This is a genomic window from Staphylococcus sp. HMSC072E01 (assembly GCF_001814125.1).
GTDB lineage: Bacteria > Bacillota > Bacilli > Staphylococcales > Staphylococcaceae > Staphylococcus > Staphylococcus hominis.
The window spans coordinates 215,634-239,574 of the sequence record NZ_KV814990.1 but is presented as its reverse complement, the minus strand read 5'-3'; the positions used below and the strand labels follow the sequence as shown (position 1 = coordinate 239,574).

At 32.8% G+C, this 23,941-nt stretch carries 19 protein-coding genes and 1 riboswitch; of the genes, 17 read left to right on the top strand and 2 right to left on the bottom strand.

Annotation, left to right across the window (positions count from 1 at the left end; translation table 11 throughout):
• Window positions 1–1,956 (top strand): FtsX-like permease family protein, encoded by a 1,956-nt coding sequence (locus HMPREF2953_RS09615; RefSeq protein WP_070673077.1) that lies wholly within the window; start codon window positions 1–3, stop codon window positions 1,954–1,956.
• Window positions 1,957–2,043: 87 nt separating this feature from the next.
• Window positions 2,044–2,808, top strand: coding sequence for a DUF4064 domain-containing protein (locus tag HMPREF2953_RS09610; protein WP_070673074.1), 765 nt, complete (start codon window positions 2,044–2,046; stop codon window positions 2,806–2,808).
• A 109-nt stretch (window positions 2,809–2,917) separates the two neighbouring features.
• Here the strand turns inward: HMPREF2953_RS09610 and HMPREF2953_RS09605 are convergent, their stop codons facing one another.
• Window positions 2,918–4,210 (bottom strand): LLM class flavin-dependent oxidoreductase, encoded by a 1,293-nt coding sequence (locus tag HMPREF2953_RS09605; RefSeq protein WP_070673072.1) that lies wholly within the window; start codon window positions 4,208–4,210, stop codon window positions 2,918–2,920.
• 63 nt (window positions 4,211–4,273) lie between these two features.
• Entirely contained in the window at window positions 4,274–5,023 is a 750-nt protein-coding gene (locus tag HMPREF2953_RS09600) for a 3-oxoacyl-ACP reductase (RefSeq protein ID WP_070673070.1), read from the bottom strand.
• A 123-nt stretch (window positions 5,024–5,146) separates the two neighbouring features.
• Window positions 5,147–5,248, bottom strand: a riboswitch (TPP riboswitch).
• Between the two features lie 285 nt (window positions 5,249–5,533).
• Between HMPREF2953_RS09600 and HMPREF2953_RS09595 the strand changes: the two genes are divergently transcribed.
• The 15 genes from HMPREF2953_RS09595 (at window position 5,534) to HMPREF2953_RS09525 (ending at window position 23,850) form a co-directional block, all read left to right on the top strand.
• Window positions 5,534–7,126 (top strand): solute:sodium symporter family transporter, encoded by a 1,593-nt coding sequence (locus HMPREF2953_RS09595; protein ID WP_070673068.1) that lies wholly within the window; start codon window positions 5,534–5,536, stop codon window positions 7,124–7,126.
• Window positions 7,127–7,216: 90 nt separating this feature from the next.
• Window positions 7,217–8,419: a 5,10-methylene-tetrahydrofolate dehydrogenase gene (locus HMPREF2953_RS09590; protein ID WP_070673066.1), complete on the top strand. Its 1,203-nt coding sequence runs from the start codon at window positions 7,217–7,219 to the stop codon at window positions 8,417–8,419.
• Complete coding sequence (locus tag HMPREF2953_RS09585; protein ID WP_070673065.1) at window positions 8,416–9,522, top strand: 5,10-methylene-tetrahydrofolate dehydrogenase; 1,107 nt, start codon at window positions 8,416–8,418, stop codon at window positions 9,520–9,522. The genes HMPREF2953_RS09590 and HMPREF2953_RS09585 overlap by 4 nt, the downstream gene beginning before the upstream one ends.
• 502 nt (window positions 9,523–10,024) lie before the next feature.
• Window positions 10,025–10,756 carry a phosphoadenylyl-sulfate reductase gene (locus tag HMPREF2953_RS09580; protein ID WP_002454782.1) on the top strand — a complete coding sequence of 244 codons (732 nt, stop codon included), beginning with the start codon at window positions 10,025–10,027 and terminating at the stop codon, window positions 10,754–10,756.
• A 162-nt stretch (window positions 10,757–10,918) separates the two neighbouring features.
• Window positions 10,919–12,772: an assimilatory sulfite reductase (NADPH) flavoprotein subunit gene (locus HMPREF2953_RS09575; protein ID WP_070673063.1), complete on the top strand. Its 1,854-nt coding sequence runs from the start codon at window positions 10,919–10,921 to the stop codon at window positions 12,770–12,772.
• 18 nt (window positions 12,773–12,790) lie between these two features.
• Window positions 12,791–14,512, top strand: a complete 1,722-nt coding sequence (gene cysI / locus HMPREF2953_RS09570) for an assimilatory sulfite reductase (NADPH) hemoprotein subunit (protein ID WP_049334804.1) — start codon at window positions 12,791–12,793, stop codon at window positions 14,510–14,512.
• Between the two features lie 35 nt (window positions 14,513–14,547).
• Entirely contained in the window at window positions 14,548–15,312 is a 765-nt protein-coding gene (gene cobA / locus HMPREF2953_RS09565) for a uroporphyrinogen-III C-methyltransferase (protein ID WP_070673421.1), read from the top strand.
• A 33-nt stretch (window positions 15,313–15,345) separates the two neighbouring features.
• Complete coding sequence (locus tag HMPREF2953_RS09560; RefSeq protein WP_019835186.1) at window positions 15,346–15,957, top strand: NAD(P)-binding protein; 612 nt, start codon at window positions 15,346–15,348, stop codon at window positions 15,955–15,957.
• A gap of 21 nt (window positions 15,958–15,978) precedes the next feature.
• The gene (locus HMPREF2953_RS09555; RefSeq protein WP_070673061.1) at window positions 15,979–16,854 is read left to right on the top strand and encodes a sulfite exporter TauE/SafE family protein; all 876 of its coding nucleotides are present in this window, start codon (window positions 15,979–15,981) and stop codon (window positions 16,852–16,854) included.
• Between the two features lie 45 nt (window positions 16,855–16,899).
• Window positions 16,900–18,078 carry a sulfate adenylyltransferase gene (sat, locus tag HMPREF2953_RS09550; protein WP_070673059.1) on the top strand — a complete coding sequence of 393 codons (1,179 nt, stop codon included), beginning with the start codon at window positions 16,900–16,902 and terminating at the stop codon, window positions 18,076–18,078.
• A gap of 18 nt (window positions 18,079–18,096) precedes the next feature.
• On the top strand, window positions 18,097–18,696 hold the full coding sequence (cysC, locus tag HMPREF2953_RS09545) for an adenylyl-sulfate kinase (RefSeq protein WP_070673057.1): 600 nt from the start codon (window positions 18,097–18,099) through the stop codon (window positions 18,694–18,696).
• A gap of 427 nt (window positions 18,697–19,123) precedes the next feature.
• Window positions 19,124–19,909, top strand: coding sequence for a CHAP domain-containing protein (locus HMPREF2953_RS09540; RefSeq protein WP_002449208.1), 786 nt, complete (start codon window positions 19,124–19,126; stop codon window positions 19,907–19,909).
• Between the two features lie 188 nt (window positions 19,910–20,097).
• Window positions 20,098–20,340 (top strand): hypothetical protein, encoded by a 243-nt coding sequence (locus HMPREF2953_RS09535; RefSeq protein WP_049334802.1) that lies wholly within the window; start codon window positions 20,098–20,100, stop codon window positions 20,338–20,340.
• 165 nt (window positions 20,341–20,505) lie between these two features.
• Window positions 20,506–21,798 carry an anaerobic C4-dicarboxylate transporter family protein gene (locus tag HMPREF2953_RS09530; RefSeq protein ID WP_070673055.1) on the top strand — a complete coding sequence of 431 codons (1,293 nt, stop codon included), beginning with the start codon at window positions 20,506–20,508 and terminating at the stop codon, window positions 21,796–21,798.
• Between the two features lie 429 nt (window positions 21,799–22,227).
• Window positions 22,228–23,850, top strand: a complete 1,623-nt coding sequence (locus HMPREF2953_RS09525) for a BCCT family transporter (RefSeq protein ID WP_019835179.1) — start codon at window positions 22,228–22,230, stop codon at window positions 23,848–23,850.
• The last annotated feature ends 91 nt before the right edge of the window (window positions 23,851–23,941 follow it).

The window sequence follows — 23,941 nt, the reverse complement described above, 5'->3', positions numbered from 1 at the left end:
ATGACTTTTCGCTTGGTTTGGACGTTAGTCATTCAGAATTTTAAGACACAGCGTCATATTATAATTCCATTTATTCTAGTCATCAGTACATTATTTGGTATTGAATTTATTTTATTATCCTTAAACATGAATACTTCGATTCATAAGCATAGTGATGTAATTCCGGTTTTTATTAGTATAGGAAATTTTTTTATGTGTCTATTTGGCCTCCTTTTTATTCTTTATGCTAATCGTTTTATTATGCGACGTCGTCAAAAAGAGCTGGCCATGAATATGATTTTGGGTATGGAAAAAAAGCATTTTAGGTTAATGCTGTTTATAGAAGGAATATATCAATATATTATCATTGGGTGTCTGAGTATTATAGGTGGTTATTTATTTGGTGCATTAACTTATATGTCGTTAAATAGAATATTAGGTTATACGCAGGTCTCTTTAAAAAAATATCCATTTGATATAAGTGCAATGAGATACACCTTGTTGATGTTAGCAATAATGATGCTATTTTTATTTATTCTCAACAATATAAAAATCACTTTTCAAAGTCCTATCAAGTTAATACAACAACAACATCCAACGGAAAAACAATGGTCCAAACCTTTACTCTATATCTTATTGATTGTTGGGATCATAACTGTTGTTGACAGTTATATGATTGCCTTAAAAGATACACTCATTTTGGTTTCACTACGTAATATTTTTATTGCCCTTATTTTAGTGACAATAGGAACGTATTGCTTATTTATATCACTGAGTGTTTTAGTGATAGATTGGCTTCAAAAGATTCCGAGTGTTTATTATCGACCTAAATATTTTTTTACTATTTCTGGTTTACGTTCAAGAATGAATTCTAATTCTATCGGTTTGGCTAGTTTAACCATGCTATGTACTTTTCTTATTGTGACTCTAGGAATGAGCGTCGCCACATATCGTAGTGTAGACCAACGTGCGAATCATTTAATGCCAACACAATATCGTATTGAATTGAGTGGAGATGTGCATCATAGTACTACGAGTAAACACAAAGTACATCAGCTAGAAAATGAGATTAAGAGACATGCTGATGTTGATGCTTTCAGAGAATATACAAGTGGAAGTGTTGCAGTCACTTATAAGAAGGGTGCATTTGTAAAGCGAGATAATGAGAACAGTCCATTAGATTTAAATAGTGTATATTTAATTGTAATGAATCAGAAAGATTACAATACAATCAATCATACGCACCTGCGACTTAAACATAATGAAACGGGAATATTAGCGAATCATTTCATGTTTCAAAAGTTAGACCATATCAAATTAATGAATCAAACATTTAAAACAAATCAGTTAAAAGGTGATCATTTTTCATTTCCAGTTCCAGGTGCAGTCACACTTGTTACTCATAATGTAAATCAACAACGTCAATTGATTCATTATTATCAAACAACAGCAGATATTAACTCATACATTGCTTTTAATCTTAAAACAAAAGATACACAATCCATAGACCATATTGAGTCTCAATTAATGAAACAATATGATATTCAAATTGATAAAAAAGATGAATTAAATAAGGAAATGTTTGATATTTATGGTGGTCTCATTTTTGTTGGAACTATTGTTTCTTTAGTCTTAATGATTGGCACATTTACGATGATGTATTATAAGAATATTGCTGAGGGATATGAAGATCGAAAAAACTATCGAATTATGCGTCAAGTAGGTTTAGAAGAAGAACGAATTAAATCTGTTATTAATGACCAAGTAGTTATTATTTTTACTTTACCTATTATAATATCTATGATACATGTACTATGTGCTTCTAAAATGATTTATACTTTGCTTGGTATTTTAGATGTTAATGATATAAAATTATTTTTAACAACTTATATCGGTGTCTTAGTGTTTGTAATGATAATCTATGCTTTGATGTATGTAATGACGTCTCGTGTATATTATCGTCTTATTCATCATTGATATAATACTGAAAATAAATCATCATTATATCAATGAGTGTAAAATTTTAGACAGTAGGGTATAAGGATAAAAAAAGGAGGCGGAATAATGGCGAAACAATATGATGATGCAACAATTAGAAATAGTAACAATAACATTAAACGTACTGGTGAACACGTTCTTACTTGGATAGGTGTTGCGATTCAAGCATTAGTTGCAATTATATTTTTAATGATTAAACCCTTTATTGGTAATGCTGATTTTAAAGAACAAATTATTAATGAAGCTCAAAAACAAGACAATCAGGTTTCTATAACAGAAATAAATAATGGTATGGATGCATTAGGTGGTTTATTTAATTTCTTTACATGGGGTGCGTTCATCCCATTAATTCTTGCAATTATTGGCGGTATTTTAATTAATAAAAAACCTAAACTTGCAGGTATCTTATTAATTATTGCAGGTATTTTAGCGATTGCTACAAACTGGATTAGTTTAATTTTATGGTTAATTGCTGGTATTATGTTACTTGTTCGTAAACCTAAGCATGACATGTATGGCAATGGCGGTTATAATGATTATTACAGAAGAGACTATCATGATGTAAATGCAAATAATAATGCATTCATTTTGAATGAAGAAGAAGAAAGACAACAACAACGTTATATTAAAGATCATTATTCAAATAAAGATCAAGAAGCGGACAATAATAATGAAAGATACCGCGATACACGCGTAAATGATTCAAATGATGACGACTATCGTGATCAACGTTATTCAAATCATAAAACGAATCAACAAAGTAATGATTTTATTCAAGATGAAGCAAGAAAGCTTCAAGAAGAAAAAGATAATGATCCATACAAATATTAATAATATGATATATAAAAGCGATGGTATTCCTAAGTTAATACCATCGCTTTTTACGTTAATTTCTACTATATGGTTTGGATAAAAATATATTAGATAAATGATTTTAATATTAAATTAAATCTAAGTGTTCTCTTAGTGTAGAACCTTTATACTGATGTCGATATAAGCCACGACGTTGTAATTCAGGTACAATGAGTGTAACCACATCGTCTAAACTATCTGGTAAAGAAGGTGGCATTAAGTTAAATCCATCTGCAACACCTGCATTAAACCAGCGTTCCATTTCATCTACAATTTCTTTTGGCGTACCTATGAGTGTCAGATGTCCACCCCCCGCATTAAGGTAACTTAGCAGTTCTCTGACAGTAGGTTGCTTATCTTGAATAATTTCTAAGATGGTTTCATATCGACCGACGGGACCGTTAAACTCTTCTAAAGAAGGTAGTTTAGGCACAGGAGCATCTAATTCCCACTGACTACAGTCTTGTTGAATGAAAAAACTGAGTTGCTTTAAAGCGGCTTTGATAGGAAGTCGTTGATCAAGTTCTGCTTTCTTTTTCAATGCTTCTTCATGTGTATGACCTACATAAGTGACTAGTCCAGGAAAGACTTTAATATAACGCTGATGGTCACGTTGTGCCATTTCACTATCTAAGCGCTCGCGATACCGTTTTGCTTGCTTCATATTCCAAGAAACAGAATATACTGCATCTGCATATTTTGTAGCTAATGCAATACCTTGTTTAGATGCACCTGCTTGCATGGCCACAGGTTTTCCCTGAATGCTACTTGGTGTTGTCAATGGTCCATGAACTTGAAAATATTTGCCATTGTGGTGAAGCGGTTTGATGTTGCGATTGATCATTGTACGGTGATGCCGGTTGGGTTTGAAATCTTCAGTATGCCAAGAATCAAACAATCCATTCATGACTTGAGCAAACTCTTCAGCCTTCTTATAGCGTTCATCATGATTAGGTAGATGGTCCATGCTGTGATTTTGAGCTTCGGCATCTGTCATGGAAGTGACTAAATTCCATCCCACTCGTCCACCACTAATATGATCTAAACTAAGTAACTGACGTGCTGCAGTGAATGGATTAGAAAATGTACTTGAAATCGTAGGAACTAATCCAATATGTTGTGTGACTTGAGATATAGCAGTTAAGTTAATCAGTGGATCAAACCAAAAACTTGGCATCGACGTATAGCTAGGGATAAAAGACTGGTTATCTGCGAAAAAAACTACGTCTAACAATCCTTTTTCAGATAACTGGGCTAATTCTTGATAGTAATGAATATCACCGAGACGTTCAATACTTGAATTGGGAAGTTGCCAAGCAGCTTGATGATGACCACATCCATAGATTAATACACCGAGATGAAGTTGATGTTGATGAGTCAATTTAATTTCTCACTCCAATGTTCATTTTATTTCTATTCTAAGCTAAGGAAGACCAGTCCTATATTAATTCATGGTTAAACCACCATCGACAGTAATATTTTGACCAGTCATACCATTTGCTGCTTCGCTACTTAAATAAGCGACCATATTAGCAACATCTTGTGGGGTAGTCACTTTACGTAATGGAGTCGTCTGTGCAATTAAATCAAAAACATCTGGTGTAGTGACAGCACTAGCATCAGTTGTTTTAAGCAATCCTCCTGACACTACATTAGCAGTAATACCATATTGCCCTAATTCGGCTGCAACATTACGCGTAAATCCAATCAACCCAGCTTTAGCTGTTGTGTATTCATGATATGGTACAACGGGATGTTGATATAAATTTGTGCCAATACTTACAATGGCACCAGAACCACGCTCTATAAATTGCGGAATGACACTTTGAGTAACATTAAAAGCGCCTTTTAGGGTACCATCAATTTGCTGTTGGTAGTCTTCCCATGCTAAGTCTTTAAATGCCTTTTGCGCATTAGGATCGAATTTAAAATTAACTAATGCGTTATTGACCACAACGTCAATTTTTCCAAAATGATGTGTTGCCTCATCAACTAAACGATCAACTTCATCACGCTGTGTGACATCTGCTTGAATTGAGATAGCTTTGTCACCAAGCTCCTCTGCAAGTGCCTCAGCTGCTTCACGACTTTGATTGTAATTAATGATCACTTCAAATCCTTGTGTAGCTAATGTTTTTGCAATGACCGCACCTAAACCACGGCTACTTCCCGTTACTAATACTGTTCTCGTCATAAATATCGTGCCTCCATTTACTTCATTTACAGCAAAAAAATATGCAACCTTCACATTAGGAAAGTTGCATTAAAATAAATCTGTCATTATTGAGAACAGTTTGACACATCTCAACAGGTCATCTTATTTTATACGACACTTTCCTACGCTAGTATAAGCTAGTTCAGGTTCAAAGGGTTTGAGGTTACACCTCATCTCAGTTTTAAAACACCCCTAGTGCATATGATTTAACTATAGTTTCACTTTATGACTTCTATTATCAGAAGTCAAGCGCTTCCATTAAAGAATATATTGATTACTTTTTTATTTGAATATAAAAATAAAAATTTATATAATTTATTTTTATAATAATTTTCAATTATATGATTGAAAATCAAATATACCGTGGTTAAAATAGAAGTTACACTAAATAGGTGCTTTATAGGATAAGTAATAAACAGTTTAACGTTGAATGAAGATTTAACGTTTTTATTTTTTACAAATAAAATATTGAGGAGAGCGACACGTATTATGAATTGGCTAGCAATTATTTTATTTTTAGCCGTTGTTATGGGGGTCAGTCTTTATGCGTTTTGGCGTTCAAGAAAAATAAAGACTGATAGTGCAGACGGCTATTTTATGGGAGGCAATAGTTTAACAGGATTTACGATTGCCTCAACGATTATTATGACTAATCTATCTACAGAACAAATTGTAGGACAGAATGGTCAAAGTTATGGTAAGGGTATGGAAGTGATGGCTTGGGAAGTCACAGCTGCTGTAGCAGTTGTCTTACTTGCATGGATATTCTTACCAAAATATTTAAGGTACGGTGTGGATACCATTTCTGAATTACTTGAAATGCGTTATGGTACCTTTACTAAACGTTTCGTTTCTATATTATTTATTTTCACTTATGTTGTATCATTTTTACCAGTTGTCTTATACTCTGGTTCATTAGTATTTAATAAAATGTTTAGTATTGGGGAATACTTAGGAGTAAGTGATGCAACAGCAACAATTATTATTGCATTTGTCATTGGTGCAGTAGGTGTTATCTATTTATTTATCGGTGGTTTGTCACTGAGCGCATTTAGTGATTCAATCTATGGTGTCGGATTAATTATAGGTGGTTTGATTATTACAATTTTAGGTTTACATCATTTAGGTGATGGGAATTTTGTAAAAGGATTCGACCACATGGTCCAACGTACGCCTGAAAAACTAAACGCTTTTGGGGCCATTGATTCAGATGTTGTTCCATGGCCAACATTATTCTTTGGTATGTTCTTTAATAATTTATTCTTTTGGTGTGCGAACCAAATGATTGTACAAAAAGCCTTAGCTGGTAAGAATTTAAAAGAAGCACAAAAAGGTGCGATATATTTAAGTTTATTCAAGGTATTTGGTCCTATTTTTACAGTGATTCCTGGTGTTATTGCATATAATTATTTCAATGGGGGTATAACATCTAATGATAATGCTTATCCTGCATTGATTCAGGCGATTTTACCTGATTGGGGCTATGGTTTATTCGGAGCAGTTATTTTTGGAGCCATATTAAGTTCATTTGTTGGATCATTAAACAGTACAACAACACTCTTTACTTTAGACTTTTATAAACCTATTTTTGGTAAGCGTGCTTCAGAACAACATATTGCACGTGTCGGTCATATCGCGACAGTTGTGATTGGCATTATTGTAGTAGGTATATCTCCACTTATTGCCCTTTTCCCAAGTGGATTATATGCGATTGTGCAACAGTTCAATGGTGTATATAGTATGCCAGTACTTGCATTGGTCTTAGTTGCATTTTATTCTAAGCACACATCTAAACTAGGCGCTAAAGTGGCTTTAGTTACACACATTGTGTTATATGCTGCAATTAGTTTTATGGTGCCACAATTAAATTATCTATATACTTTTAGTTTTATGTTCTTTATTGATTTAGCTATTATACTTGTCTTTAATAAATTAAAACCTTCTAATACGTTTGACTTAAATACTAATAAAGCTAAAGTGGATCTTACACCTTGGAAATATCGTTATGTTACAGGCGGTATTGTTCTAGGTTTAGTAGTACTTGCTTACATTATTTTTTCACCACTTGTACTTGCTAAATAATTATTTATAAATAGGTGTACGTTTGAAAAGAGTAGACTTTTTCGACGTACACCTTACTTTATATATTTATAAAGAAAGGAGGATAACACAATGCACAAAATCGGTTTGATACCTTCACCGGGTGTGTCTCGTAAACACGTAGAAGCTGTTATTCCAGATATAAAAGAACAGCTGAATCAACGTGTGAATGATCAACAAGAATGGGTATTTCAACTACACGTTGATTTAATGATTGGCTCAGCTGAAGATGTACATGAAAGTATTGATAAAGCAGCAAAAATGAAAGATCAACATGATTGGGATTTTGTTGTATGTATTACAGATTTACCAAGTGTTTCTGGAAATAAAGTAGTGATCAGTGATTTTAATAATGATAAACAAGTAGCGATGCTATCTTTACCTTCATTAGGTTGGATAGACCTACGACGAAAATTAAGAAATAGTTTAACTTCTATTATTGAACAATTGTATTATTCAACTTCGAGAGTGGCTCCCAAGATTCATCCTCTTATACAGCCTAAAGCAGTAGAACCAAATGAAGATGAAACGCCAAAGCAACGTTATATTCATCGATGGTTTATTCTCAGTTGGATTCAACTTATTTTAGGGTTAACACGTGCAAATGAACCATGGAAAAATATTTTTAATTTCAAAAAGATTATTTCAGTTGCTTTTGCAACTGGGACTTATGTATCGATTTTCTCCATGCCTTGGGAGCTGAGTATACAGTACTCCATAATAAGATTTATTATACTTATGCTTATTGCTATTCTAGGTATGACAGGCTGGTTACTCTATGCACATCAATTGATTGAACGTAAAACAGCTAAATCACAGCGTGTGTATCGCTATATTTATAATTTTACTACCATATTCACATTATTTATTATTACATTTTTAAATTATATTATTTTATATCTTTTATTAGCGATAAGTGTTTCATTGTTTGTTCCACCAAGTTTATTTAATCAATGGACCAGCGCACATCCTCATTTTACATTTATAAATTATGTAAAATTAGTATGGTTTGTATCTTCACTAGGTTTACTTGCTGGGGCAATGGGGTCTACTGTAGAGAATGAAGAAAAAATCCGTCAGATTACTTATTCGTATCGACAATATCATCGTTATAAAGAAGCAGAACAAGAGAAGAAAGAAAAAGAGCAAGCTCAATCATCTTCTCATGATGCATCAAATCAACAAGTTAAAGAAAGTGCATCCAATAAACAAAATAATGATAATCAACAAGATGAACATAAAAAACAAGATCATAGAGAGGAGGAGACAACATGAGTGAAGAAAAAATAATTGGTCTCGTTGTGGCACCAGGAGTGACAGAGAAATTAGCACAAAGTTTAATTAATGACATACCCAATATATTATCAGAACAAGATAATCATCAACGTGACTGGAAAGTTGATCTCGTGGTGGATCCTCTTACTGGTTTTGCGGAAAGTGTGGAAGAAATATTCAAAAAAATTCAAGATTATCATAATAAAAGAGAATGGGATTATGTTGTAGGAATTACAGACTTACCTATGTTCTATCATCAAAACGTACTTGCTTTAGATATTAATAAAAAAAATGGCGCTGCAATATTTTCGTATCCTGCATTTGGATGGCGTCCTGTAAAGAATCGCTTTAAACATGCTATCGTAACCATTATTAATGAACTTCATTATTCTGAAAGAGCGCATGTGGGTTATGATGACAATAATAGGGTTAAGAAAGAAATCAATAAACAATTTCCTTTTTCACGTATTGAGAAAACAGAAGTACATTTAAAAGAAACAGGAAACAATCATTTAAGATATTTATCAAATTCACGCAGTCTTGGAATGATACGACTTGTCAGTGGGATGACCTTTGCGAATAACCCACTGAATATGATGGCAAGTTTAAGTAATATTGTAGCGATTGCTTTTACGACAGGCGCATTCGGATTGATTTTTTCAACCATGTGGAATATGGGTCTTGATTTTTCTGTATGGCGATTATTTGGAATTTCCATCATGGCAATTTTAGGTATGCTCGTTTGGATAATGGTCTCCCATGGTCTATGGGAATCTACAAAAAAAGCTAAGCATAAAAGAATTGTAATGTTATATAATTTAACAACCATCATGACTTTATTGATAGCCATTGTTATATATTATATGATTTTATATTTATTATTCTTAATAGCAGAGCTTGTGTTATTACCTCCAGGATTTTTAGGACAACAAGTAGGTTTAAAAGGACCAGCCAGTGTCCAACTTTATTTAAGTATTCCTTGGTTTGCAACCTCAATATCTACTGTTGCAGGAGCAATAGGCGCAGGTTTGCTTAATGATCAATTAATTAAAGAAAGCACATATGGTTACCGTCAAAAAATACGTTATGAAAAGAATAACTAATTAGTAATAATGAAGTGAGAAACACTTCATTATTTTTTATATAATATAATAAATTTATAGAAAATATCTTTAAAGTCGTTTGAAATCATGAATAAATATAAGTGTGAATGGATATATGATTTTTCAAGTATGACTGAAAAGGAAGTTAAAAAGATAGTTGGAAAATATAAAATTCATATAAGAGTGTATAGATTATGAATTGATTACAAGGATTTAGTAGTTAATTATAATCCTAGTTTTAAAGAAAAGGTAGTAATTACAGTTGAAGTTGCTTCAATAATGAAAAAAACGGTTATGAAGTAGGTACTTATTTAAGTAGGAATAAAATAAAACTTATATTTGTAGTTCGAATAAAAAATGTATGTTTATTTTAAAATAAATATTCCCTAAACTTTCTTGACTTTCTCCTCAAAACTCGTTAAAGTATTAGCATATTATTCTGACAATTCTGATAGGTATTAGATTAATAAATTTGTAAATACTGAGGAGGGACCATAGGTTTATGTCAGTATCAAAGATAACGTATGAGAGTTTTGATGGCGATCCATTTATTGACTCCATTTCTACTGACGACGCGACAAAGGGTGCCTATGAAATTTTAAAATGGGCTTATACTACGTATGGTGAAGATATCGTTTACTCATGTAGTTTTGGGGCGGAGAGCATGGTACTTATTCATTTGATTTATCAAATTAAACCAGATGCTCAAATTGTATTTTTAGATACAGATTTACATTTTCAAGAAACATACGATTTAATTGATAGAGTAAAAGAACGTTTTCCTAAGTTACGTATTGAAATGAAGAAACCAGAATTGACGCTTGAAGAACAAGCTGAGAAATACAATCCTGCATTATGGAAAAATAATCCAAATCAATGTTGTTATATTCGTAAAATTAAACCTTTAGAAGAGGTACTAGGTGGTGCGATTGCCTGGATTTCAGGACTACGAAGAGATCAATCTCCGACTCGTGCTAAAACAAATTTCATTAATAAAGATGAACGTTTTAAATCGATTAAAGTATGTCCTTTAATTTATTGGACGGAAGATGATGTTTGGGATTATATTAAACAACATGATTTACCTTATAATGAACTTCATGACCAGCATTATCCAAGTATTGGTTGTATTCCTTGTACAGCGCCAGTATTCAATTCTGATGATTCCAGAGCAGGACGTTGGTCAAGTTTTGAAAAAACAGAATGTGGACTTCATGTTGCAGATAAACCGTGATGTAAGGTTTAAAAAATTTTTTATATAAAACATAGTATTCTGATAAGGATTTAAAAATATTCTATATTCGATTTTTACTGGAAAGTCGAATATAGATTACATAATATAGAGATAGTAAGTATTTTAAATAAAATAAAGATTGAAATGATAGAGGTGGATGAATTGAATCTAAGTGTTACCAATAGTCCTTTTACTGAAGGACAAGCCACACAAATTAATGAATTATTACAGACACTTACGCCAGAACAAAAAGTATGGCTAAGTGGCTATTTAGTTGCAAATCAGCAACTTACATCAGGAACATCTGAGACACAAGGTTCACAAATAGGAGCTGTTTCAAAGGATACTGAAACAATGCTTCAACAAAATGAACCAACAATTCAACCTGAAAAACGTGCGATTACATTATTATATGGTTCAGAAACAGGAAATGCACAAGGTTTAGCAGAAATATTTGAAGAACGTCTTTCAAATATTGGACATAATGTAACGTTAAAAGCAATGGATGAATTTAAACCTAAAAATCTTAAAAATGTCGAAGATTTATTTATTATTACTTCCACACAAGGTGAAGGAGATCCACCGGATAATGCAGCCGAATTACATGAATTTATTCATGGTAGAAAAGCCCCTAAATTAGAAGGAGTAAGATTTTCAGTACTTGCATTAGGTGATCAAACCTATGAATTCTTCTGCCAAACAGGTAGAGATTTTGATAAAAAACTTGAAGAACTTGGGGCCGAACGATTATATGAACGTGTTGATTGTGATGTTGATTATGAAGAAGATGCCGAAAAATGGATGGCTAATGTCATTAATACTATTGAGTCAGCACCTGAAGGTACACAAAGTGAACAAGTTGTAAGTGAATCAATTAAATCTGCGAAAGAAAAAAAATACTCAAAGGCGAATCCATACCAAGCTGAAGTATTAGAAAATATTAATTTAAATGGTAGAGGATCTAATAAAGAAACACGTCATATTGAATTCTTATTAGATAATTTTGGTGAAGAATATGAAGTAGGGGATTGCTTAGTCGTTTTACCACAAAATGATCCAGCTTTAGTTGAATTACTGATGAGTACATTAGGATGGGATCCGGGCCATCAAATTCAAATCTCAGAAGATGGAGATACGATTTCATTAGAAGAAGCATTAACATCTTACTTTGAAATTACAAAATTAACGAAACCATTACTTCAAAATGCAGCAGCATATTTTGATAATGAAGCGTTAGAAGACAAAGTTCAAGATAATGAGTGGATACAAAATTATATTGAAGGTAGAGATTTTATTGATTTACTCAATGATTTCCCACCTGAAGAATTAGAACCTGAAGATTTATATCAAATTCTTAGAAAATTACCTCCTAGAGAATATTCTATATCAAGTAGTTATCAATCATTACCTGATGAAGTTCACATTACGGTTGGTGCAGTAAGATATAACACACACGGTAGAGATCGTTCAGGTGTATGTTCTGTTCAATTTGCTGAACGTATTCAACCAGGAGATACTGTTCCAATTTATCTTAAACGTAATCCAAACTTTAAATTCCCTAAAGATGGAGATACACCTGTCATTATGATAGGACCTGGTACAGGCATTGCACCATTTAGAGCACATATGCAAGAACGTGAAGAATATGGTTATAAAGGTAATACGTGGTTATTCTTCGGCGATCAACACTTTACTACTGATTTCTTATATCAAACAGAATGGCAAGAATGGTTAAAAGATGGTGTTCTTGAAAAAATGAATGTCGCTTTCTCACGTGATACAGATCAAAAAGTATATGTACAACATCGCATTGCTGAACATAGTAAAGAATTTAATGAGTGGCTAGAAAAAGGTGCATCGATCTATATTTGTGGTGATGAAAAAAATATGGCTAAAGATGTACATCAAGCTATTCGCAATGTATTAGTGAAAGAACAAAATTTAACTGAAGAAGATGCTGAAAGCTACTTAAAACAAATGAAAAAAGATAAACGTTATCAACGTGACGTGTACTAAAGAAAGGGTGGAGAGTGAATGGCTAAAACGATTAAACAAATTGCTGATGAGTTAAATGAAAACCTTGATGCGTTAGAACATTTAAAAACTGAAAGTAATTATTTACGCGGTACGATTGAAGAAGGCTTAGCAGATCCTTTAACTGGTGCCATTTCTGATGACGATACTAAATTACTTAAGTTTCATGGGAGTTATCAACAAGATGACCGAGATGTACGTGATGAACGTCGTAAACAAAAATTAGAACCTGCATATGCTTTCATGATTCGTGTGCGACTACCTGGAGGTAAAGCAACACCTGAGCAATGGATTGCAATGGATGATATTTCTAATAATTATGCGAATCATACATTGAAACTCACAACACGTCAAACTTTCCAATTTCATGGTATTTTAAAACGAAATTTAAAATCATCTATGAAAAAAATTAATGAATCAGTGTTAGATACGATTGCAGCATGTGGGGATGTCAATCGTAATACGATGTGTAACCCAAATCCATATCAATCAAATATTAATAAAGAAATACTTGATTATGCTACAGCCATTAGTGATCATTTATTACCTAAAACGAATGCCTATCATGAAATTTGGTTAGATGGAGAGAAAGTGCTTGATTCTAAAGAAGAAGTGGAGCCAATGTACGGGGAAAAATATTTACCACGTAAATTTAAAATTGGTATTGCCGTACCACCATCAAACGATATTGATGTATTTTCACAAGATATTGGTTTAATTGCAATTGTAGAAAATGATGAACTCGTTGGATTTAATGTGGCTATTGGTGGTGGCATGGGTATGACGCATGGTAATCCAGATACATACCCTCAAGTAGGACGCATTGCTGGATTTATTCCTAAAGATAAAGTCATAGATGTATGTGAAGCATTACTTACAATTCAACGTGATCTTGGTAATCGTTCAAATCGTAAAAATGCACGTTTTAAATATACAGTAGATCGTTTTGGTGTAGATAATATTGTTAAAGAATTAAATACACGTCTAGGCTGGGAAATCAGTGAAGCTCGCGAATTTAAATTTGAACATAATGGCGATCGTTTAGGTTGGATTGAAGGTGAAAAAGGTGTATGGAATTATACATTATTCATTCAAAATGGACGTGTAAAAGATACAGAAGACTATAAGTTAAAAACGGCGTTAAGAGAAATTGCAGAAACACATACGGGTGATTTTAGATTATCTCCAAACCAAAATTTAATTATTGCTAATGTAACTGAAGAGAAAAAAGCAGATATTCAATCTCTTATTGATAAATACGGTTTAACTGATGGTAAAAATTATAGTGGTTTAAGACGTAATTCAATGGCTTGTGTAGCATTTCCAACTTGTGGTTTAGCAATGGCTGAATCAGAACGTTATTTACCAACGCTATTATCTAAAATTGAAGATTTATTAGATGAAGCTGGTGTTAGTGAAGAAGAGATTACTATACGTATGACAGGTTGTCCTAATGGATGTGCAAGACCTGCATTAGCTGAGATTGCATTTATTGGTAAAGCACCTGGCAAATATAATATGTATTTAGGTGGAAGCTTTAACGGTGATCGCTTAAATAAACTATATAAAGAAAACATCGATGAAAAAGAAATTCTCGAAAGCTTACGTCCAATTTTAATGGATTATGGAAAATCACGTCTCGAAGGTGAACATTTCGGAGACTTCGTTATTCGTTCGGGTGTAGTAGCTAAAGTTCATGATGGTAGAGATTTTCACAGCTAATGTTTAAAGAAATAGAAGGCGAACGGGGTGATAAGATGGGAAAGGTTTATCTTGTAGGTGCAGGACCTGGTGATCCTGATTTAATAACTGTAAAAGGTATGAAAGCGATTCAAGCGTCAGATGTGATTTTATATGACCGCTTAGTGAACAAGGACATTTTAGATTTTGCAAAACCCAACACAAAGTTTTTCTATTGTGGTAAAGATCCAAATAAACATTCATTGCCACAAGAGGAAACAAATCGGATGTTAGTGAATTTAGCGAAAAAAGGTCACACCATTACACGATTAAAGGGTGGTGATCCTTTCGTTTTTGGACGTGGTGGTGAAGAAGCAGAGATATTAGCGGATAATCAAATTCCATTTGAAATTGTTCCTGGTATTACATCAGGAATTGCAGCTCCTGCTTATGCAGGAATTCCTGTTACTCACAGAGATTATAGTTCATCAGTTGCGTTTGTTACAGCGGTGAATAAACCAGGTATGACGAAAGAAGCATATTGGGAACATTTAGCGCATGGTCCTGAAACATTGTGTATTTATATGGGTGTAAAACGTTTGCCTGAAATTTGTGAACTATTAGTGCGTCATGGTAAGTCAGTAGATACACCTGTAGCGCTAGTACATTTAGGGACAACCGTTTCTCAAAAAACAGTCACTGGGACATTAGGTAGCATTGTACAACGTGCATCTGAAATCAAAAATCCTGCAATGATTGTGATTGGTGATGTGGTAAATATGCGTCAAAAAATTAGCTGGTTTAAAGAACAAATATCAGATGTTGAAATGACATTACCATAATTTGAAAAATATCTAATATAGGAGGACGACAATATGAATCATATGCCGCTCATGATTGATTTAAGCCAGAAATCGATTGTCATAGTAGGTGGCGGGAAAGTTGCAACGAAACGAGCTTCAACTTTAATCGAATATTGTGATGATGTTCATATTGTTAGTCCTATTATTTCAACAACTTTAAAAGAACTATTAGATAACGAAATGATCACTTGGAGCCAAAAAGAATTTGAGCCACAAGATGTTGAACATGCCGATCTTGTAGTGATTGCCACAAATAATAACGACGTCAATACAAAAGTGTTAGAAAGTGTTCCTCATTATGCATTATGTAATCATGCTTCGAAAGCCCAAGTTGGAAATGTTACGATTCCAAGTATTTTAAAACGTGGAAAACTTTCTATTAGCGTGTCAACCAATGGGGCAAGTCCTAAATTGAATAAAAAAATTATTTCAAGAATAAGCGATATGTACGATGAATCATATGAAATGTATATTGATTTTTTATATGAAAGTAGACAACTAATTAAACGATTATCAATCGAGCCATCTAGGAAACAGGATTTATTACAACACATTTTATCTGATGAGTATTTAGATGAGGTTAAGCAACGAGAATTCACACGATGGCTTCATTTACAAGTTTAGGTATGAAGGGATATGTGATATATGAGAAAATTGTTTATATTTGCATTAGCTGGATTTTTAGCACAACTTGTTGATGGATCACTCGGAATGGGATTCGGTGCCTCCTCATCATCCATATTATTAACATACGGAATAGCACCTGCGATTGTTTCAGCAACGGTACATTTTTCAGAAATAGCAACGACTGCTGCATCTGGTACATCACATTGGAAATTTGAAAATGTACATAAGCCAACCATGTTGAAACTTGCAATACCAGGATCGATCAGTGGATTTATCGGTGCAGCATTATTAACTCAAATACATGGTGACTATATTAAACCTTATATAGCACTATTCTTACTTTCAATGGGTTTTTATATTTTGTATCAGTTCTTATTTAAACGTCACAAAGACTTTCATACACATGTAGGAACACTTAGTAGTGTGAAACTTGTTCCACAAGGAGCCGTTGCTGGTTTTCTAGATGCTATTGGTGGTGGAGGCTGGGGACCAGTCAATACACCGTTGTTACTTGCAAGCCATAAAATTCAACCACGCTATGCCATTGGTACAGTGTCTGCAAGTGAATTTTTTGTAACACTTTCAACATCATTAAGTTTTATTATCTTTTTAGGATTTACTCAAATTAATTGGTGGTTTGTCATTGCATTAAGTATAGGCGGTATGATTGCCGCCCCCATTTCAGCCTATTTAACTAAAATATTACCCATTAATATTTTAGCAATTTGTGTAGGTGGCCTTATTATTTTTACAAATAGTAATGCTTTAATGACGTATTTCATCAAAGACACTACAGTGACAAATGTTATTCGATTCGCAATTATTTGTGCGATTATTGTATTAGTTATTATTACTATTATTCGTAACAAAAAATTGTCTTTTTCTTATAAATAAAGCCGAGTAAACTAATCAAAATAATTAGAAAAGGGGTTATCAATGATGACAACAAATGAAGATATTATCAATTATACAATTAAGCCACATGGTGGAGAGTTAATTAATCGAGTTGTAGAAGGAAAGGAAAGAGAAGCATTAATTGAAAAAGCGAACACTTTTAAATCCTTAACTTTAAATCCTTGGTCAATTTCAGATTTAGAATTAATCGCTATTGGTGGTTTTAGTCCACTTACTGGATTTATGGGAGAAGCGGATTATAAAAAAGTTGTTGAAGATACACATCTTGAAAATGGACTAGTATGGAGTATTCCTATCACTTTACCTGTCACTGAGACACAAGCGAATGAATTTAATATTGGTGATGATATTGCTTTATATGGTGAAGATGGAGTACTTTATGGTACTTTAAAACTTGAAGAAAAATATACGTATGATAAAGAAAAAGAAGCTCAAAATGTCTACGGTACGACTGAAGAAGCTCATCCAGGTGTCAAAAAAGTATATGAAAAAGGGAACGTTTATTTAGCAGGTCCTATTCAATTAGTAAATCGTCCTAAACATGATGAATTTTCAGATTATCATTTAGATCCTGCTGAAACACGCCAATTGTTCAAAGACTTAGGGTGGAAAACAGTAGTCGGATTCCAAACACGTAATCCTGTCCACCGTGCACATGAATATATTCAAAAATCTGCATTAGAAATTGTAGATGGTTTATTATTAAATCCTTTAGTTGGCGAAACTAAAGCGGATGATATCCCTGCAGATGTCCGTATGGAAAGTTATCAAGCTATCTTGAAAAATTACTTTCCTAAAGATAGAGCACGTTTAGTTATCTATCCCGCAGCGATGCGTTATGCAGGTCCACGTGAAGCAATTTTACATGCTACAGTTCGTAAAAATTATGGTTGTACACACTTTATTGTTGGACGTGATCACGCAGGTGTGGGTGATTATTATGGTACTTATGAAGCACAAGAACTTATCTCTCAATTTGAAGATGAATTAGATATCCATATTTTAAAATTTGAACATGCATTTTACTGTAAAAAATGTAGCAATATGGCTACAGCTAAAACGTGTCCACATGATGCATCAGACCATGTACATTTAAGTGGTACAAAAGTAAGAGAAAAATTACGTAATGGTGAATCATTACCAAAAGAATTCTCAAGACCTGAAGTTGCAGAAGTATTAATTAAAGGATTAAGACAAAAGTAATTTGGGGGAGTATATAAAATGAGTCAATCAACAAATATTACATGGCATGATTCAGAAGTAACTAAAGAAGATAGACAACATCAAAATGGTCATAAAAGTGCTGTCATTTGGTTTACAGGGTTATCTGGTTCTGGTAAGTCAACAATCTCTGTGGCACTTGAAAAGGCTCTATTTGAAAAAGGTAAACATTCATATCGATTAGATGGCGATAATGTCCGTCACGGTTTAAATAAAAATTTAGGTTTTAGCCCAGAAGACCGTAAAGAAAATATTCGTCGCATCGGTGAAGTAAGTAAATTGCTTGTAGATGCGGGAACAATTGCAATTACTGCATTTATTTCTCCATATAGAGAAGATCGTGATGAAGTACGTGATATTCTAGAAGACGGAGAATTCATTGAAGTATATACGGAGTGTAGTGTAGAAGAATGTGAGAAACGAGACCCTAAAGGTTTATATGAAAAAGCACGTTCAGGTGAAATTAAAGAATTTACAGGAATTAGTGCGCCTTATGAAGCGCCAAAACATCCTGAAATAACTATTAATACTGAAATACAAAGTATAGATGAATCAGTTGAACATATTCTTAATTACTTAAAAGAACACAAATATATTTAATGAATAACCAAACGAGTGAGATAACGAATTCAAAGTGAATGTTGTCTCACTCGTTTTTTGCTATAAATTCTTGAAAATAATAGATAATATTCCCTTATTTTATGAAATAAAACATATTTAAAATAATCAGATATATTACACCGTCTGTAATGACACTGTTGATTAAATTGATAAAAGGGCTGATAATAAAGCATTTTGAATGATGTAATAAAAGAGAGGTTTAATTACAAAAACCGTCGTATTATTATGATTCAATTACAAGGTATTAACAACACCCACAAACGCTTGTTTATCTGATAAAGTATATCTTGTCGTTAATTAACGAGTAAAAATAATTCGAAGTAATTTAATATTGAGATGTCATTTGAAAGTAGCCACGTGATAAATAAAGGAAGAATGTTTTAAATTTCTAGGAGGATATTTAATTATGAAAAAAATCGCTACAGTAACTATCGCCACAGCCGGAATCGCTACAGTTGGATTTGCGCATCATGACGCACATGCAGCGGAAAATAATGGATATAATCCTAATGATCCAACTTCATATAGCTACTCTTATACAATTGATCAACAAGGCAACTATCATTACACATGGAAAGGTAATTGGAGTCCTGATCGTTTAAATCACACTAATGATTCAAATCATAGTCAATCTAACTATAATAATAATTACAGTAATAATAGCTATAATTACAATAGTAATTATTCATATACAACAAACAATAATCAAACATCTACTAACAATAATCAATCTTATACAACTAATAATACGACAGGTGGATTAGGCGCTAACACTGCATCAACATCAAATAGTAATGTAAAAGTTACAACTCAAAGTGCACCAAGAACACAATCAACTGCTTCGACTCAAGCATTTTCAGGTAAAACAAATTCAGGTGCGAATTACTATACTTGGGGTCAATGTACGTATTATGTATATGATAAAGTTGGTGGTTCAATCGGTAACACTTGGGGTAATGCAAATAACTGGGCTAACGCAGCAGCGCAATCTGGTTATACTGTAAACAATACACCTAAAGCAGGTGCTGTGATGCAAACAACTCAAGGTGGTTATGGTCACGTTGCATATGTTGAAAATGTAAATAGTGATGGTTCTGTTACAGTATCTGAAATGAACTATCAAGGCGTAGGTGTAGTATCTACACGTACAATTTCAGCAAGTCAAGCAAGTTCATACAATTACATTTCATAATTTAAGGAAATAAATTATTTAAACAATAATGTTATTTAAAAGAGCAAGTATATGAATTCAAAACGAATTCTACCTTGCTCTTTTTTTATTTTTAAAAATCGCATTTAATATGATTTAAATCGCTTTATAAAGGGAAATATATAACTACTAATTCTTATAGTGTTCAAATATAAAGGTGGTGATTCACAATGGCGTTAGGAGTACTTCAATGGATCCTAGTGATCGCAATTGTGGTAATTACGATTGGCGTCATAGTTGGCCTCATTTGGGGTTCTCTTTTTGAGGAACGCTTTTATAGAAGTCGTTCTAAAAAAGAAGAAGAAGCACGTATTGAGAAAAATCTTAAAATGGCAAAAGGCCATACCGATGATGACGTAGCATATGATGAAGAAGGTCGTGCATCACTCAACGAAGATGATAAAAAACAATAAATATTCATAAACCTTTAAGAATCCGTTTGATTTTTAAAGGTTTTTTCTTATCAAAATATTTATATTAATTAACTTTATGCAATTATATACTTTTAACAAATAAAAGTGATAAAATAGATATGTTAAAAAATTCACATGAATTATTTAAAGTTAGGAGTTATTATAATGCTACTGTTTATAGTAGAAATTATCATAATGATTGTAGCCATTATGCTAGGATTGCGCACAGCAGGTGCTTTAGGCTGTGGTATTTTTGCTATTGTGGCCCAACTGATTATGATATTTGGTTTTCAACTTCCTCCTGGTTCTGCCCCTGTTACAGCAGTCCTAATTATTCTGGCAATTGGTATAGCTGGAGGAACGTTACAAGTTACAGGCGGAATTGATTATCTTGTCTATCTTGCTTCGAAAATCATTGAACGATTTCCAAAATCAATTATTTTTATTGCACCGATGATTGTATTTGTCTTCGTATTTGGAGTAGGGACTGCAAACATTGCTTTATCACTAGAACCTATTATTGCTCAAACCGCAGTAAAAGCTAAAATCCAACCTAAGCGACCACTCATTGCTTCAGTATTAACTGCTAATTTGGCTTTACTTTGTAGTCCAGCTGCATCCGCAACAGCCTATATTATTTCAGTACTTGCAGGTCATGACATTTCAATGGGTCAATATTTGAGTATCGTCTTACCTACATCATTAATCACTATGTTTATGTTAAGTATATTTTGTACGTTTGTAGGACGTAAAAATACAATTACTGAAAGTGAAATTGCCCATACACCTGACGTTGAAGTAAATCATGCTTTTTCTACTAGAGTAAAGATAGGTGTTTTAGCATTTATTTTATGTGTGTTTGGTATTCTTACATTTGGTATTTTTCCTCAATTCATGCCTTCGTTTAATGTCAATGGAAAAGATGTCACTGTATCAATGACAGAGATTGTACAATTCTTTATGTATTTAAGTGCAGCAATTAATTTATTGATGTTAAAAGTGAATACGAGTGATATTCTCTCTTCAAATATTACACAATCTGCTATTGGTGCATTATTTGCAGTACTCGGACCTGGTTGGTTAGGTGCGACAGTATTTAACGCACCTCATAATTTACATATCATACAAAATGATGTTGGCAAAACGATTCAACATATGCCCTGGCTTGTGATTATTCTTGTAGCTGTAGTAGCGATGATTGTTATTTCACAAACAGCAACAGCATCGATTATGGTACCTATCGTCATGAGTATGGGAATTCCACCCATGTATTTTGTAGCAATGGTACAAACATTAAATGTTAACTTTGTTATACCTGCGCAACCCACGTTATTATTCGCAGTTAATTTAGATGAAACAGGACGTACACGACCTACAAGCTTTATTATTCCAGGATTCTTTGCAATAGGTATTTCAGTTATTGTTGGTTTTATAATAAAAACAATATTAGGATATTAGTTTATAATAGAGTATTAGTCATATAAACGATGTAAAGTTTCATGAAAATTTAATAGATTGAGAAGACCTTTTGTGCCTTTTTGAATATTGAAGAGAAGAATGTGAATTCTATTATGAATTGCATTCTTCTCTTATTTTTAATTTAAAACAGAGAATTTCAAAAAAATATATATTCATTAAAAGTGAATAAAAATTCAATGTTTATAATTTAATATTTGTTTAAAACGTTTATTTTTAATTTAACACTATTGATATAGTTAAATTTTTCGATAGTTTCAATGGAATAAAATATATAAATATTCAGTTTTGCTCAAATGATTTTATGAATGTAATTTGCATTTTTATTTAATTTTAGATATTGTCATCATGTGGTTCATTCACGTAAATACATTATAAGTCGTACATATAATATTCAAAGGAGGATCTTAGTTGAAAAAAGAAAAAATAATGGATTGGCCCACCTTTATAGGTACTGTTATTGTCTTACTTGCAGCAGTTATACCTATGATGGTCTTTCCAAGTGCAAGTGAGAAAGTTATTACTGATATAAATAGTGCTATTTCTAACTCGATAGGATCTGTTTACTTATTTATAGGTTTAGCTGTTTTATCCTTTGTACTCTATATTGCTTTCGGCCGATATGGTAATGTGACTTTAGGAAAAGCAAGTGATAAACCTGAATTCAATAATTTTAGTTGGGCTGCAATGCTATTTTGTGCAGGTATTGGTTCAGATATTCTTTATTGGGGTGTTATCGAATGGGCCTTTTATTATCAGGTACCTCCAAATGGAGCTAAAGGAATGACTGATGAGGCGCTTACATATGCAACGCAATATGGTATGTTTCATTGGGGACCTATTGCATGGGCAATTTATGTATTACCAGCTTTGCCTATTGGCTATTTAGTATTTGTAAAGAAACAACCAGTATATAAAATTAGTCAAGCTTGTCGTCCAGTACTTAAAGGACAAACTGATAAATTTTTAGGTAAATTAGTAGATATCTTATTTATATTTGGACTATTAGGAGGAGCGGCAACCTCTTTAGCATTAGGTGTGCCATTAATTTCTTCTGGAATTGAACGATTAACAGGTATAGATGGAGACAATATGGTTATTCGCTCAATTATACTTTTCACAATCACAGTCATTTTTGCAATTAGTTCTTATACTGGTTTAAAAAAAGGAATACAAAAATTAAGTGATATTAACGTATGGTTATCATTCTTACTACTTGCATTTGTATTTATTGTAGGTCCAACAATCTTTATTATGGAAACCACTTTAACTGGCTTTGGGAATATGATGCGAGATTTCTTCCATATGGCAACATGGATGGAGCCATTTGGTGGAATTAGAAACCGTAAAGAAACAAATTTCCCTCAAGATTGGACGATATTTTATTGGTCATGGTGGCTTGTATATGCGCCATTTATTGGTTTATTTATTGCTCGAATTTCAAAAGGTCGTCGTCTCAAAGAAGTCATATTAGGAACAATTGCTTATGGTACATTGGGATGTGTCTTATTCTTTGGTATTTTTGGTAACTATGCCGTTTATTTACAAATTAGTGGACAGTTTAATGTTGTTGATTTTTTAAATAAACATAGTACTGAAGCAACAATTATAGAAGTTATGCACCAATTGCCAATGGGTTCTTTAATTATAGTGTTGTTCTTAATATCTGCATTCTTATTCTTAGCAACGACTTTTGATTCAGGTTCTTATATTTTAGCAGCTGCTTCTCAGAAGAAGGTAATAGGGGAACCATTAAAAGCGAATCGTTTATTCTGGGCTTTCGCTTTATGTCTATTACCTTTCTCCCTTATGTTAGTTGGTGGAGAACGAGCTCTTGAAGTGTTAAAGACTGCTTCATTATTAGCAAGTGTACCACTTCTATTTATATTTACGTTTATGATGATATCCTTTATTATCACACTTAATAAAGATCGGATTAAACTGGAAACAAGAGCAGATAAACTAAAAGAAGTAGAACGACGTTCACTTCGTATTGTTCAAGTTAAATCAGACCCTGAAGACGATAATTTATAATGTAAAAAATGATAGTACATTTAAAAATCCTCAGAAATTAGATAATAAATCTAATTTCTGAGGATTTTTGAATCATATTGATATTGAATTA

Bases quoted from the DNA above. Each gene is read 5' to 3' on its own strand.
- HMPREF2953_RS09615 (WP_070673077.1), top strand. From the start codon at position 1: ATGACTTTTCGCTTGGTTTGGACGTTAGTCATTCAGAATTTTAAGACA.
- HMPREF2953_RS09610 (WP_070673074.1), top strand. From the start codon at position 2,044: ATGGCGAAACAATATGATGATGCAACAATTAGAAATAGTAACAATAAC.
- HMPREF2953_RS09600 (WP_070673070.1), bottom strand. From the start codon at position 5,023: ATGACGAGAACAGTATTAGTAACGGGAAGTAGCCGTGGTTTAGGTGCG.
- HMPREF2953_RS09595 (WP_070673068.1), top strand. From the start codon at position 5,534: ATGAATTGGCTAGCAATTATTTTATTTTTAGCCGTTGTTATGGGGGTC.
- HMPREF2953_RS09590 (WP_070673066.1), top strand. From the start codon at position 7,217: ATGCACAAAATCGGTTTGATACCTTCACCGGGTGTGTCTCGTAAACAC.
- HMPREF2953_RS09585 (WP_070673065.1), top strand. From the start codon at position 8,416: ATGAGTGAAGAAAAAATAATTGGTCTCGTTGTGGCACCAGGAGTGACA.
- HMPREF2953_RS09580 (WP_002454782.1), top strand. From the start codon at position 10,025: ATGTCAGTATCAAAGATAACGTATGAGAGTTTTGATGGCGATCCATTT.
- cysI (WP_049334804.1), top strand. From the start codon at position 12,791: ATGGCTAAAACGATTAAACAAATTGCTGATGAGTTAAATGAAAACCTT.
- cobA (WP_070673421.1), top strand. From the start codon at position 14,548: ATGGGAAAGGTTTATCTTGTAGGTGCAGGACCTGGTGATCCTGATTTA.
- HMPREF2953_RS09560 (WP_019835186.1), top strand. From the start codon at position 15,346: ATGAATCATATGCCGCTCATGATTGATTTAAGCCAGAAATCGATTGTC.
- HMPREF2953_RS09555 (WP_070673061.1), top strand. From the start codon at position 15,979: ATGAGAAAATTGTTTATATTTGCATTAGCTGGATTTTTAGCACAACTT.
- sat (WP_070673059.1), top strand. From the start codon at position 16,900: ATGACAACAAATGAAGATATTATCAATTATACAATTAAGCCACATGGT.
- cysC (WP_070673057.1), top strand. From the start codon at position 18,097: ATGAGTCAATCAACAAATATTACATGGCATGATTCAGAAGTAACTAAA.
- HMPREF2953_RS09540 (WP_002449208.1), top strand. From the start codon at position 19,124: ATGAAAAAAATCGCTACAGTAACTATCGCCACAGCCGGAATCGCTACA.
- HMPREF2953_RS09535 (WP_049334802.1), top strand. From the start codon at position 20,098: ATGGCGTTAGGAGTACTTCAATGGATCCTAGTGATCGCAATTGTGGTA.
- HMPREF2953_RS09530 (WP_070673055.1), top strand. From the start codon at position 20,506: ATGCTACTGTTTATAGTAGAAATTATCATAATGATTGTAGCCATTATG.